Source organism: Corynebacterium minutissimum (genome assembly GCF_016889765.1).
GTDB lineage: Bacteria > Actinomycetota > Actinomycetes > Mycobacteriales > Mycobacteriaceae > Corynebacterium > Corynebacterium minutissimum_B.
This window is the reverse complement of the sequence record NZ_CP069533.1, coordinates 247,637-260,936: the sequence shown is the minus strand read 5'-3', so window position 1 is coordinate 260,936 and position 13,300 is coordinate 247,637. Positions and strand designations below refer to the sequence as shown.

Genomic DNA, 13,300 nt, shown 5'->3' with positions numbered 1-13,300 from the left:
AGTCTACTCGCTCACGGATTTTCATGAAGTTGTTGGTACTCTCGTGTTGTCACTGTGACCAAAGATGTAAAGGACACAATCAATGACTAATCCCTTTGACCCTAAATCGGAGGACAATTCCTCCAACAATGGTTTTGGCAACGGCGCCAATAACGGTGCTGGAAACAACGGTGGATTGCCGCGTTATGAGCCGACAAACCACCCGGAAGACCAGGCAGGTTTCGGCCAACCTGGCGGATACGGCGCTAACGGCGGCTATGGTTCGAATGAGGGTTTCGGTGGAAACTCTCATGGTGCAGGGCAGCAAGGCGCGAACGCCTATGGCGCAAGCCAAGAATATGGCGGCTACGGTGCCTACAACACCGGCCAGCCGGGCTACGCTGGTGCGAGCTACGGTGAGGACGGCAGCTACGCGGGCCCCGGCCCGCAGGCAGGCCCCGCCTACACCGGCCCAGTGAGCGCTATCGAGGCTATTAAGTGGGGCTTCGGTGCCGCACTGAAGAATCCGGTGCTCTGGATTTTGGGTGCTTTCGTGGTCGGAATCGTTCAGATTGTTCCGCAGATTTCTCTGAGCTTCGCTCAGCAGAACAGCGATAGCGTGGAAACAGGTCTGACTGTTAATTTCCTGTCGCTTCTCGTGAGCATCCTATCCTTGGTTATCAGCTTGATCGTCTACCGCTTGGCGTACCGCGAGATTGACACGCCAAAGCCGACGTGGGGCACCCTCTTCCAAGGTATTCGCTGGGTGCAGCCGTTGGTAGTCAACCTCGTACTAGGTGTCCTTGCGGCTATTGCCATGGTGATCGCCATTGTCGCAATCTTTTTCTTGGGCTTCGGTGGTGCTGCGGCGACGGGCGCCAACAGCATGGAGCAGCTCGAGGAGGGCCAAATCCTGGCCCTCGTAGGCTCTGTGTTTGGCGGAGTGATTGTGGTTGGGCTCATTGCCTTGTTCATTCAGCCTTTCTTCACCTTGATGCCGTGGTTGGCCGCGGATACGTCCTCCATTGGTGAGGCATTCTCTCAGGGCCTCAAGCTGGGCAAGGAGAACTACAGCCACATCCTGCTGCTCCTCGTGCTGTCGGGCCTTCTCGTTGCGGCTTCCGCAATTACCCTGGGCCTTGCACTTTTGATCATTGCTCCGGCAATGCAATTGGCCACGGCGCATCTATGCCGTCAGTGCCAGGGCCGCTATGCTCCGGCTGCGTAATTAGAATCCCGCTCTAGTGGGCGGTTGTAAACGCCACCTCTTTCCTCACGCGTCATAGCGTGAAGGCAAGACGGTGGCGTTTGTCGTTTTACTTGTCTGGGGAGGTGACGGGAACGAGTGCACGTGAACGTTCCACCGCTGTCTGATAAGCAGAGGTGACCAGTGATCCGAAAGCGTGGAATTCTTCGGCGCGCGCTGCGGACGACCGGAACGTCAAGCCTACCTGTCGCTCGGCGGTGACGGCAGGTGCAAAACGCGCTACTGCTAGATCAGGGCTCGTGCATTCGGTTGCCAGCGCTGACTCGGGCACGAGCGTGGTACCGAGTCCGCCCATGACGAGCTGCAGAATGGTGGTGAGTGATGATGCGCGGGTGACGGCATTCGTTGCTTCGGAAGGGTTAATCTTGGCCCGCCGGCAAAGGTCGAGTACTTGGTCGCGAAGACAATGTCCATCATCAAGCAGTAACAAGTCGAGGCTTTCGAGTTGCTTTAGTGTGAGATCGGAGCGCCCTGCCAGAGGGTGCTTGGAGGGCGTAACGACAGTGAAGTGCTCAGCGTAGAGCGGCACTTCCACCATGCCAGCGGCCTCGGTGGGAAGGGCCGTAATGGCGAGGTCGATCGTGCCTTCACGAAGTTTGTCGAGCAAGTGTTGAGTCTGCTCTTCCACGAAGCGCGGTTCGAGTTCGGGGTAGACCTCCGTGATGGACTGGAGGAGTTCCGGGAGGATATACGGCGCGATAGTGGGGATGACGCCAATGGTCAAGGGGCCGGTGAGCATACCATTAGCCCCGCGGGCGCGGGCGAGGAAAGCATCGGAGGCCTCGAGGGCCGCCTTGGCAAAGGGGAGGAGCTCTTCGCCAACGGAGGTGACGATGACTTTTCGGGTAGAGCGCTCGATGAGTTGTATGCCGAGGCCCTGTTCCAAGGCGACGAGGGCTTGTGACAGGGATGGCTGGGAGATGTCGAGCTTGGACGCTGCGGTTCCAAAGTGTTTATTCTCCGCGATGGTGACGAAGGTGCGCAGCTGGGCTAGCGTCGGACGATACTCCTTATTGTTCATGCCTATAACTCTAACACTTATAAATAAGTCAAACTATTGACTTGCGAAGAAACTGTTGGCATACTTGGCGAGTGAGTGGCTATGCGTCTGCGTGATGACACACTGGCGTGTGGTTACAGAGATTTGCATCACAGTTTCTTCAAGGAGTTGACCCTTTCTATGTCTATCCTGACCGTCGGCGAAAAGTTCCCCGAGTTCGAGTTGACCGCGCTCAAGGGCGGCGATCTGCACGACGTAAACGCGAACCAGCCGGAGGACTACTTCGAGCAGGTGTCCCTGGATAAGTACCGTGGCATGTGGAAGGTTGTGTTCTTCTACCCGAAGGACTTCACCTTCGTGTGCCCGACTGAGATTGCTGCCTTTGGCAAGCTGGATGAGGAATTCCAGGACCGCGATACCCAGATCCTCGGTGGCTCCACCGATAACGAGTACGCGCACTTCAACTGGCGCGCTACTCATCCGGAGCTCAAGGACGTTCCGTTCCCGATGTTCTCCGATATTCGCCACGACCTGATTCGTGCTCTCGGAGTGGAGAACGCCGATGGAGTGGCAGACCGCGCCACCTTCATTATCGACCCGGATGGCGTTATCCAGTTCGTCTCCGTGACCCCGGACGCTGTGGGCCGCAACGTTGATGAGGTTCTGCGCGTGCTCGACGCACTGCAGTCGGAAGAAGTCTGTGCCTGCAACTGGGAGGCTAACGACCCGACGAAGAACATCAACAAGCTGGACGTCGTTCAGTCGGCCCTCTAACCAGAGGCCGCTGTCTAAACAGAGAGCTCTCGAAAGGAGACCCTCAGTGTCTATTGATAACTTGAAGTCCGCACTTCCGGCTTATGCCAAGGATCAGAAACTCAACCTTGGTACTCTTTCTCGCACCACCGAGCTCAACGAGGAGCAGCTGTGGGGCAGCCTGGTTGCTGCTGCAGCCGCTACCCGCAATGACCAGGTGCTCAAGGAGATTCTGGAGGATGCTCGCGAGCACCTGAGCGAGGAAGCTATCGACGCTGCACTCGGTGCCGCCACGGTGATGGCCATGAACAACGTGGCCTACCGCGCGAAGAGCTGGTTGGGTGACGACTATGCACAGGTGAAGTTTGGTCTGCGCATGAACATCATCTCTAAGCCAGGCGTAGACAAAGCCACGTTTGAGCTGTGGAACACCGTAGTTTCCGCCATTAACGGCTGTGAGCATTGCCTTTCTGCCCACGCTAAGACTCTGCTCGAGGAAGGCATGACCAAGGAGCAGATTTGGGAAAGCATCAAGGTTGCCGGCGTGGTCCAGGCTGTAGCTCAGGCGCTGCAGGCTGAGGCCGTGCGCAATGCTTAAGAGTCAAGCTTTTACTGCTTAATTCACGAAACGTCCCACACCGTAGTAGCGGTGGCGGGACGTTTCTGCATAGGAGGATGTGCCGGAGTCGGTTGAGATCTGTGAGGCGGAGTTAGCCCACGACTCCGCCAAAAGCAACGCCGATTCCGTAGGTGATGGCCAACCCCAAGGCACCACCGATAACAAGGCGCAGAACCGAACGGGTAGTGTCGGTGCCTGCGAGGCGGGCGGATATATATCCGGTGACGGCGAGGGCGATGAGCGTGACAATGGCGACGGTAAGCGCTGCTGTTTCCGCCGGAGCAAGGAAGATGGACAGCAAGGGCAGGCAGGCGCCTGCCAAGAAAGACACGGCTGACCAGAACGCCGCATGCCACGGGTTGGTGAGGTCTTCACCGTCGATGCCAATCTCTAAACGTAGGTGTGCTTCGAGAAGCCTGTCTTCGGCGGCAATTTCACGCGCTGCAGCGTCTGCAGTTGTCCTGCCCATGCCATAGCTGGAGAGCATGGTTACCAATTCCTCGTGCTCCTGCTCGGGTAGTTCCTCAAGCTCGCGCGTTTCCTTGGTGATCATCATCCGCTCAGAATCGCGCTGGGCAGAGACAGATACGTATTCGCCAAGCGCCATCGAGGCGGCGCCGGACACAGTGGCAGCGAGACCTGCAGTGAGGATGGCGCTTGCCGACGCCCCCGATCCCACCACGCCTAACAGAAGTGCGGCGACGGAGACAATACCGTCGTTAGCGCCGAGTACACCCGCCCGCAGAGAATTCAGCCGCGCGTTGTGGGACGCGCCGTGGGGCTCGTTGCTATGAATGGTCATGGCCTGTTCCTTTACCCAGCTCGGGTTCTCAGTTGTCTAGAGAACTCTCACTTTCTCAGTATCCCCGCTGGTCACAGGCTTGTAAAGCGTGTATAGGCTAAGCTGAGCGGTGGTAGCGCAGCCTTAGATGAGGTGGGTGTAGCTAGCCTTAGACAACAGTTCCGGTCCATTCTCCGCAGGACATGCCGTCTACGGAAAGGCCCAAGGTAAAAACTTGGTCCTGTAGGTCGAAGTGTGAGGATGGGATGGTCACGGCCAGCGCTTCTGGGGCGTAGGTGTATTCATAATCTACTTCCCGCCGAATGTCGCGTTCATCTTCCCCAAAGGATGCGATGTCCATAGATTCTAAGTGCTCATTGTCAAAGCGAATGGTGAGCTCTAGATTGACGGTGTGGAGGGAAAAGACCACGTCACGGTGATGGGGGAGGCCGCCGAGCAGCCAATGTACCGTGACTGCTTCCTCATGCCTATCGAAGTGCACGCCGGCGAGGCGAATGTTGGTGGCTGGAGAATCTGGTCGAGTCATAGCGCCACCCACTGTACTCTTTACGTGAAAGTGAGCGCGTAGTATTCAGGCTTTGTCAGGTGGAGTCTATTAGTGTTCCGGTGAGTCTTTTTAGTACTCTACGCGCAACTCAGATAGGCGTACCTCGCCGGCCTCATCCGACGCGTCTAAGTCCACGGTGCCCACAATCTGGTAGGAGTTGTCGTCTTCAGGATCCTTGAGGATTTGGCGCACAGTCCACGACCGCGATCCTGATTTCACTGACGTGTCGCCCTTGTCGAGGACGAAGTATTCGGGTCCACGTGCAGCCGGACCGACATCGATATCGTCGTAATCGTCGAAGTACGCGTCAAGAGCCTCACCAAAGTCCGGAACCTCATCGAGATACTCCAGCAGCTCAGCCAGCCGGTCCTCCTTTTCCAAAGCAAAAAGCTGGGCAAGCCGGAAGAAGTAGTTGCGAACCATGATGCCAAAGGCACGCTGGTTTGCGGTGAGCGCTGTGGGATCTTCTACGCCGAAAGCAAGCTCTCGGTCTAGATCCTTCTGGGAGATAGGGGAGTCTTCGCCAGCCATTTCTGCCCATTCATCGACCAACGAAGAGTCCACCTGGCGAATGAGCTCACCGAGCCACACGATAATATCCTCAAGCTCTTCGGTGAGATACTCCTCAGGGATGGATTGCTTAAGCGTGCGCCAAGCGTCAGTGAGGTAGCGCAGGATAACGCCTTCCGAACGAGCAAGGCCGTAGGTCGCGACGAGGTCTGAGAACGTCATGGCGCTCTCCAGCATGTCACGCACTACCGACTTAGGCCGCAGCTCAAACTCTTTAGCCCACGGGTTGGTCTGGCAAAAGGTCTCATATGATTGCTCGAGGAGCTCCTCCAAGGGCTTCGGCCACGTGATGTCTTCCACGATAGCCATGCGCTCGGTATAGTCCACGCCCTCCGCCTTGAGCGCTGCGATCTCTTCGCCTCGCCGCTGCTTTTGCTGGGCAATAAGCACTTGGCGCGGGTCATCAAGTACAGACTCGAAAACAGAAATGACATCGAGGGCATAGGACTCCGACTCAGGGTCCAGCAAAGTCAGTGCGGCAAGGGCAAAGGGGCCTAGGGGCTGGTTGAGAGCAAAGTCGCGCGGCATCTCGCGCACCACGTGATAGGGGCGGCCGTAAATATCGAGCCCCTTGGTGGACTTTTGGACCACTCCGGCATTCAGCAGGCCGCGGAACAAGCTAAGCGCGGTAAGAATGTCCTCGTTCTGACGAGCACGGGTGTTGTGGCTAGTGCGCAGCAGGTGCTTGAGATGCTCATAACCGTTGCCGTGGCGAGCTAAGACGTTGAGCAACATAGAGTTCGAAACCCGGAACTGGGAAGTGAGTTGTTCCGGTTCGGCGTCGATAAGCCTGGCGTAGGTCTTCTCCGACCATGAAACCTCGCCTTCGCGCGCGGATTTTTTCTTCAACTTCTTCAGACGCGCCGGGTCATCGCCGAGGCGACGCCGAGCCTTGGCATTCTCAATCTCATGCTCAGGTGCCTCAACGACAACCGTGCCCTCAGTGTCATAACCTGCGCGGCCGGCACGGCCTGCAATCTGATGAAACTCACGAGACTTGAGGATGCGCTGGCGCGTGCCGTCATACTTGGCCAAGCCCGTCATAAGCACCGTGCGGATCGGCACGTTAATGCCCACACCCAGGGTGTCAGTGCCACAGATGATCTTGAGCAGGCCCTTTTGTGCCAAGCGCTCCACTAGGCGGCGGTACTTAGGCAACATTCCCGCATGGTGCACTCCGATGCCCTTGCGCAGAAGCTTCGACAGATCTTTGCCAAAGGTGGTGGTGAAGCGAAAGGCGCCAAGCTCGGAGGCGATGGCCTCCTTTTCTTGTGGTGTGATGACCTTTGAAAGAGAAGTCAGCGCTTGGGCGCGCTCGGATGCCTCGCGTTGGGAAAAGTGCACCACGTAAACGGGCGCCTTACCGGATTTGAGGAGCTCTTCGATAGTCTCGTGCACTGCGGAGAACACGTAAGAGAAATCCAGCGGGACTGGGCGGGTGGTACCTGCAACGAGGGTAGTGGTGCGCCCAGTGCGCTCAGTAAGGTCCTTCTCCAGCCACGCGGTATCACCGAGAGTGGCAGACATGAGGAGGAACTGGGCCTTGGGTAGCTCCAGAAGTGGTACTTGCCAAGCCCAACCGCGGTCTGGTTCGGAGTAGTAGTGGAACTCGTCCATGACTACTTGGTCGATGGCGGCTTCTGAGCCGTCGCGAAGCGCAATGTTGGCCACAATCTCCGCGGTGGCGGCGATGATGGGGGCAGAACCGTTGACAGTGGCGTCACCGGTCATCATTCCGACGTTCTCCGGTCCGAAAATCTCACACAGGGCGAAGAATTTCTCGCTCACGAGCGCCTTGATGGGCGCGGTGTAGAAACTTCGCTGGCCACGGGCGAGCGCGATGAAGTGCGCGGCGTTAGCCACCATGGACTTACCGGAACCAGTTGGAGTGGCGAGGATGACGTTATCGCCGGCGAGGATGCCAAGGGAAGCCTCTTCCTGGGCGGGATACAACGAAATACCCCGGCCAGAGGTCCATGACTGGAAGGTGTCCCAAATAGCCTCATCAACCATTGACTCGGGGACTTCGGCGAGATCTGGCAGCATCTGAGAAAGGTTCACCAGTCCCACCTTAGGCGAAAGCATGAGCGGCCACGCACAGAGCCGGGCCACTCATGACAACAGAGAACGAAGATGAAAGGCGCAGTTAGAGAATTATGACCTATACGTCGTCGCCCAGGTCAGTATCTCCTGCGCTGGACTCTGGGCCTTCGTTGTTGCCGAAGTTGTCCTCACGGTCGTCGATATTCTCCGAGAGAATATCGGGATCGTCGTCGAGGCCGGCGAGGAAAGCTTCGAAGTCCGCGCCAATTTCCTCACCAGTAGGCATGTGTTCTTCGCCCGGCATGATCGCTTGCGGATGGCGCTTACGGTAGCGCTCCATGTACGCGTCATACTGCTCTTCGAGCTGGTTGACCACGCCGGCGATCTCTTCTGAATCGACAACCTGTTCTTCCAGTTGCTGGTTGATGCGGTCAACGTCGGCTTCAAGGCTGCCCAGCGGAATGTTGAGATCTACTGCGGACGCAACGGAATCTAATAGGCGAAGCGTAGCTGCCGGGTACGGGGACGCCGCCAGGTAGTGTGGCACGTGAGCCGTATAACCAGCGACGTGGCGGCCCTTCTTATCCAGAGCACGCTCGAGATAGAGGGCAGCGGCCCCCGGCACCATCATCGTGGACTCCATGCGCACCATGGAGTTAAGGAGTTCAGGCGCATTACCGTGTGCAGTGACAACCGTTGGCCGAGTGTGCGGCACCGGCATCGGGGCGGAGTAGAGCATGATGGTGTTCTTGATATCGAACTTTTCCACTAAGTTGACTACGGCGTCTGTAAACGCCTCCCACCGCAAATCCGGCTCTGGCCCCGAAAGCAACAGGAAAGGTTTCCCAGAGTTATCGCGCAGTACCTTGATGCCGAGATCAGTGTTTTCGATCTCCACGGTGCGGTCATGATCAATGGTGACAGCCGGACGGCGAGAGCGGTAATCGATGAGCTCGTCATTGTTGAAGGATGCCAGCTGGCGGTTGTCCAAGGCAGCCTTGAGGTGGTCCGCGCTAGCCTCCACTGCCTGCCCGGCATCGGCGTAGCCGTTCATAGCCACAATCATGGTGGGACCGTTGCCTTCAGTGGAATCGTCCTTGACCGCTGGAGCGGGGTACTCCAGCTCATACATGCGGCGCTGTTCTTCCTGCATGGTGTAGTGACTCTCCCTTCGTGTCCGGCGCTTGGTATCGAGCGTACGGACTTCATCAGCGTTCTGTGGCATGCAACGCTATGGGGCTGCCGCCTATTCCCAGGTTCCCACCGGATCAGCCTTGTCGACATCTGATGTGCGAGGCCGGTGAAAACTCGTGTTGATCGATCTAGCATGCCATAGAAGCAGGGATTGCGCCACACCGCGTCGTGCGGGGACGTCAGGATTTAAAGCCTGATCTGTGGATAACTTCATTTTTGTGGCTTCTGTAGAGAGGGTCGGGGAGGGTTATCCACAGAATCGGCAGAAACCGAAGCGCGCTTCTGGCACCGCGGCGGTGCCTGCTTCAGGCTGAGGACATGAGTTCTTACGCAGCACACACAGACAACACCCCACCGATTACAACTCCCGGCCACCTTCTTGCGAACATCCCAGGTCTCCTACGTTTCTATCCCACGGAGTCGGTCATTTTCATGGCCATTGATACCACTCCACGGGGGTCTGCCATGGGCCCCATTGCCCGCGTCGACATCGCAGATGCTCAAGAGGCCCTTCCAGATATAGCCGCTACGCTATCTGATAAGGCGTGCGAGGGAATCTTCGCCTTCCTCGTCTCGCATCGCCCGCTAGAAGAGCTCGAAGAGATTTCCTGTTGGCTCTATAACTTGGACCGAGTCCGCGATGGCATTGATGTTGACGCGGCATGGTATGTGAGGGAGATTGCGTGCGGCGAGCACTATGCCATGCTCCATGGCACGGTGAACACCGACGGTAGTGGCCCAATGAAAAAGTGGGTTGAGGGCGCGGTGCCGGCATTGACCGACGCCCCCACGATGCGCTCTTGCGTCGACCATAATGTCGTTCCGGAACTCAGCCGCGAGGAATTCTTTTCCACCTTTGCACGCGGAAACACTCACTTTGATGCCCTCGAAGCGGAAGCCCTTGGACGGCAAGCGCGCGATTGCGCAACGAGGTTGCGTGCGCGCGTAGCGGCTGCGACAGGGACCAAGCGTAAGGAGCTCATTGATAGCTTTCTGGATGATGTTCGCTGGACGCTCGGCACTGTGGCCACGGTCGAGGAGGTAGCCCACGATGTCGACATGCTTCAAGCATGTGCGGTGTGGATGTCAACCACCTGGACCCGGGACTTGGTGGTCGGTGTATGCACGGATGCAGGGGAGGAGGCTGCAAGTCTCTTGTTAGCGACTGCGCGCACATTTGACGGCGAAATCAGAGCGAATGCGCTGACACTTTTCGCGCTGGCACAGCTAAACCGAGATTGGGAGATATATGCAGGGCCCGCCTTGCAGACGGTGGCAGAGGAGTTTCCCAGCCACCGCTTAGGCTCACTACTGTGTCGGGCCTACCGCTATGGACTGCATGACAAGATGCGTGACACCATTCGCAGTGGGGCCCACGAGGCGTACATCACTGCTGTTGGCAAGACAGGCGGAGCCCCTGCAACTGCAGTGACTCCTACAACCCCAGTAACTAGCGTCGTGCCGAGTGAGCTCGCTCGCCGAGCTGCCGGGTGAAGTCCCAGGCATCGCTGACAATGGTGGTGAGATCCGTGCGGCTCGGATTCCACCCGAGCTCCGCCTTGATTTTGTCGGAGGAAGCCACCAGTGTTGCTGGGTCTCCGGCGCGCCGGGGAGCTAACTCTGCAGGGATGGGGTGGCCGGTAACCTCGCGGCAGGTCTCAATAACCTGCTTGACGGAGTAGCCATCGCCGGAACCCAAGTTATAGATGCGGTGGGTGCCTTCAGTGTTGGTGCTTAGCGCCAACACGTGGGCATCCGCAAGGTCACGGATGTGGATGTAATCGCGAACAGCGGTGCCATCAGCAGTATCGTAGTCATCACCGAAGATGAAGATCTTGTCGCGGTGCTCCAACGCCACCTGAAGCACCAGCGGGATGAGGTGGGTTTCAACCTCACGGTTCTCACCAATCGTGCCGTAGGCACCGGCCACGTTGAAATAGCGCAGAGAGGTAGCGCCTAGGCCATAAGCCTTGGCAAAGGACGTGATCATGTCATCGATAGCGAGCTTTGAAGCACCATAGGGGTTGGTCGGCTTAGTCGGCATCGCTTCTGTAATCGGGACCTGCTCCGGCTCACCATAAGTAGCAGCCGTTGAGGAGAAGACGAGGTTCTTGACGTCGAACTCGCGCATAGCATTGAGAAGCGTCAACGTGGTGACCACATTGTGCTGCCAGTACTCTGCCGGTTTCTCCACGGACTCACCGACGAGAGACCGCGCGGCAAAGTGAAGAACGCCCTCGAAACCGCCCTCGGAGAGAACGGAACGCGCCACATCCGCTACGTCACCTTCCACGAGACGCGCTTGCTCGGGAACGGCGTCCCAATTGCCGGTAGAAAAGTTATCGATGATTGTGACGTCGTGGCCTTCCTCCACAAGAACCGCAGCGCACACGCTACCGACGTATCCAGCGCCACCAGTGACCAGAAGCTTCATAGCTACTTCACCTCGACTCGAATTGCGTGGGCGAGATCATCGACTAACTCAATCGTCTTACCGTCTTCGGTGCTCAGCGTGATGGAGCCGTTGTTATTCACCACGGTCACCGGTGAGCCAACCTGAAGTCCGGATGCATAAAGGTCACGGAAAGTGGAATTATCCGCTTGGAGGACCTCGTTGATCTGCACGATTATGGCCTCGGTGTCCTCGCCCTTGGGCAGATCGATAGCTCGGGTGCCTAGCTCGAGCTCAGTTGGGGAGGCGCCGAGCTGTGCCAGACCCGGAATGGGGTTTCCGAAAGGCGAGCGAGAAGAATCTTCGAGAACTGCGACGACGCGCTTTTCCACTTCCTCACTCATGACATGTTCCCAACGGCATGCCTCATCATGAACCTGGTGAATATCCAACCCCAGAACATCGGTCAGCAGACGCTCAGCGAGGCGATGCTTGCGCATGACGTTGGTAGCCAACTCGCGCCCTTCGGCGGTGAGATCAAGGCTGCGGTCAGTGCGCACATGAAGGAGACCGTCGCGCTCCATTCGCGCCACGGTCTGGGACACAGTAGGCCCAGACTGCTCGAGGCGCTCTGCAATGCGGGCACGCAGCGGGGTGATGCCTTCTTCCTCGAGCTCGTAAATGGTCCGCAGATACATTTCCGTGGTGTCTACTAGGTCCCTCACGTGAGTTTACCTTTCTGCGTTAGGGCGGTTGGAGTGGGCACGAAGCGCTAGCAGCGGCTAAGAAAGCATTCTAGGCGGATAACTCGAGCGTGTATCTGCCATGCAGACATTCCGTGGCCACATAGGTTTAGGCGCGGTAATAGCAATCTATTAAGAGAATAACTTAAACAATAGCGTATTCCGTGGCTCACAGAGCACTAGTTGCTCCAGCGTTGGCTCGGAGTTTTATTGGGGGAGGTGGAAAGGAGGTTGGGCGCGAAACGACGAAAGCCACCGAGCGTCGACCTCCCAGACCCCGTGGTTAGTCGACACAGGATAGGAGGGATGTCTCGATGGCTCACGCCACATCTGTGGGCCATGACCGCTGGGCGGCTCGTAGCTAGCTTTACTTAGAGTGCGTACTCGCGGAGACGGTCGGCACGGTTGCCATCACGCAACTTGGCCATGACCTCACGCTCAATCTGGCGGACGCGTTCACGGGACAGGCCGAACTTGCGGCCAATCTGGTCCAAGGTGCGCGGCACACCGTCATCGAGGCCGTAGCGCAGACGAATAACGTCTTGCTCGCGCTCCTCCAAGGAACCGATGACGGAGCGAATATCAGAGTGACGCATGGAAGCAACGACTGCGGTCTCTGCGTCGGTAGCCTCAGCATCCTCGATGAAGTCACCCAACGGGGCCTCTTCATCGGTACCTACCGGCATATCGAGGGAAACTGGGTCACGGGACTGGCGCAGCAGCATCTCGATCTTAGATTCCTCGATACCAGATTCCTCAGCTAGCTCTTCGTTCGTTGCCTCACGACCCAGGGACTGGTACATCTCACGCTTAATGCGGGAGAGCTTGTTGACCTGCTCCACCAAGTGCACAGGAAGGCGGATGGTGCGGGACTGGTCAGCCATGCCACGGGTAATGGCCTGACGGATCCACCACGTGGCGTAGGTGGAGAACTTGAAACCCTTGGCGTAGTCGAATTTCTCCATTGCACGGATAAGTCCCAGGTTGCCTTCCTGGATAAGATCCAGCAGAGGCATTCCGCGGCCGGTGTAGCGCTTCGCCAGGGAGACCACCAAACGCAGGTTAGCTTCTAGGAGGTGGGAGCGGGCCTTCTTGCCTTCGCGGGCAAGAATCTTGAGGTCACGCTTCTCAGCGCGGGTCAGCTTCTCAGCATTAGCTAGCTTGTATTCGGCGTAGAGACCCACCTCAATGGCCTGGGCGAGTTCCACCTCGTCCTCGGCGCTGAGCAGCGCGGTCTTACCAATTCCGTTCAGGTAGACGCGGACAAGGTCCGCGGAGGGATTGTCATTGGTTTGGTTACGGCGCGAGCCGCGGTCTACTTCCTGTTCTTCATCGAAAGTGGCACCTGCAGTGCCAGTGGCGGTGTTGGCTGATGTGTGGGTCATCGTGAA

General features: G+C 57.6%; 12 protein-coding genes. 4 read left to right on the top strand and 8 right to left on the bottom strand.

Going from position 1 to position 13,300, the window contains the following annotated elements; translation table 11 throughout:
- The first annotated feature begins 82 nt into the window (after positions 1-82).
- Positions 83-1,207, top strand: coding sequence for a hypothetical protein (locus I6J26_RS01210; RefSeq protein ID WP_115022501.1), 1,125 nt, complete (start codon positions 83-85; stop codon positions 1,205-1,207).
- An 88-nt stretch (positions 1,208-1,295) separates the two neighbouring features.
- Here I6J26_RS01210 and I6J26_RS01205 read toward each other — a convergent pair whose 3' ends face one another.
- A complete protein-coding gene (locus tag I6J26_RS01205) occupies positions 1,296-2,267 on the bottom strand; it encodes a hydrogen peroxide-inducible genes activator (protein ID WP_115022499.1) in 972 nt (323 codons plus the stop codon).
- Positions 2,268-2,426: 159 nt separating this feature from the next.
- On the opposite strand from I6J26_RS01205, the gene I6J26_RS01200 reads away from it, so the two are divergent.
- Both I6J26_RS01200 and I6J26_RS01195 read left to right on the top strand, forming a co-directional pair.
- Positions 2,427-3,020, top strand: coding sequence for a peroxiredoxin (locus I6J26_RS01200; RefSeq protein WP_115022497.1), 594 nt, complete (start codon positions 2,427-2,429; stop codon positions 3,018-3,020).
- Between the two features lie 46 nt (positions 3,021-3,066).
- Positions 3,067-3,597: a carboxymuconolactone decarboxylase family protein gene (locus I6J26_RS01195; protein WP_039675771.1), complete on the top strand. Its 531-nt coding sequence runs from the start codon at positions 3,067-3,069 to the stop codon at positions 3,595-3,597.
- Between the two features lie 112 nt (positions 3,598-3,709).
- On the opposite strand, the gene I6J26_RS01190 is transcribed toward I6J26_RS01195, so the two are convergent.
- The 4 genes from I6J26_RS01190 to I6J26_RS01175 form a co-directional block, all read right to left on the bottom strand.
- Positions 3,710-4,420, bottom strand: coding sequence for a VIT1/CCC1 transporter family protein (locus I6J26_RS01190; protein WP_115022494.1), 711 nt, complete (start codon positions 4,418-4,420; stop codon positions 3,710-3,712).
- Positions 4,421-4,568: 148 nt separating this feature from the next.
- Positions 4,569-4,946 (bottom strand): hypothetical protein, encoded by a 378-nt coding sequence (locus tag I6J26_RS01185; RefSeq protein WP_115022491.1) that lies wholly within the window; start codon positions 4,944-4,946, stop codon positions 4,569-4,571.
- Between the two features lie 90 nt (positions 4,947-5,036).
- Positions 5,037-7,598: a DEAD/DEAH box helicase gene (locus tag I6J26_RS01180; RefSeq protein ID WP_115022489.1), complete on the bottom strand. Its 2,562-nt coding sequence runs from the start codon at positions 7,596-7,598 to the stop codon at positions 5,037-5,039.
- Between the two features lie 100 nt (positions 7,599-7,698).
- Entirely contained in the window at positions 7,699-8,733 is a 1,035-nt protein-coding gene (locus tag I6J26_RS01175; protein WP_115022487.1) for a PAC2 family protein, read from the bottom strand.
- A gap of 359 nt (positions 8,734-9,092) precedes the next feature.
- Between I6J26_RS01175 and I6J26_RS01170 the strand changes: the two genes are divergently transcribed.
- Entirely contained in the window at positions 9,093-10,268 is a 1,176-nt protein-coding gene (locus I6J26_RS01170; RefSeq protein ID WP_115022485.1) for a DUF4192 domain-containing protein, read from the top strand.
- Here the strand turns inward: I6J26_RS01170 and galE are convergent.
- The 3 genes from galE to I6J26_RS01155 all read right to left on the bottom strand — a co-directional run bounded on the left by galE (position 10,225) and on the right by I6J26_RS01155 (position 13,294).
- On the bottom strand, positions 10,225-11,208 hold the full coding sequence (gene galE / locus I6J26_RS01165) for a UDP-glucose 4-epimerase GalE (RefSeq protein ID WP_115022483.1): 984 nt from the start codon (positions 11,206-11,208) through the stop codon (positions 10,225-10,227). The genes I6J26_RS01170 and galE overlap by 44 nt on opposite strands.
- 2 nt (positions 11,209-11,210) lie before the next feature.
- The gene (locus I6J26_RS01160; RefSeq protein ID WP_115022480.1) at positions 11,211-11,891 is read right to left on the bottom strand and encodes a metal-dependent transcriptional regulator; all 681 of its coding nucleotides are present in this window, start codon (positions 11,889-11,891) and stop codon (positions 11,211-11,213) included.
- Positions 11,892-12,280: 389 nt separating this feature from the next.
- A complete protein-coding gene (locus I6J26_RS01155) occupies positions 12,281-13,294 on the bottom strand; it encodes a sigma-70 family RNA polymerase sigma factor (RefSeq protein ID WP_039675757.1) in 1,014 nt (337 codons plus the stop codon).
- Positions 13,295-13,300: the final 6 nt, after the last annotated feature.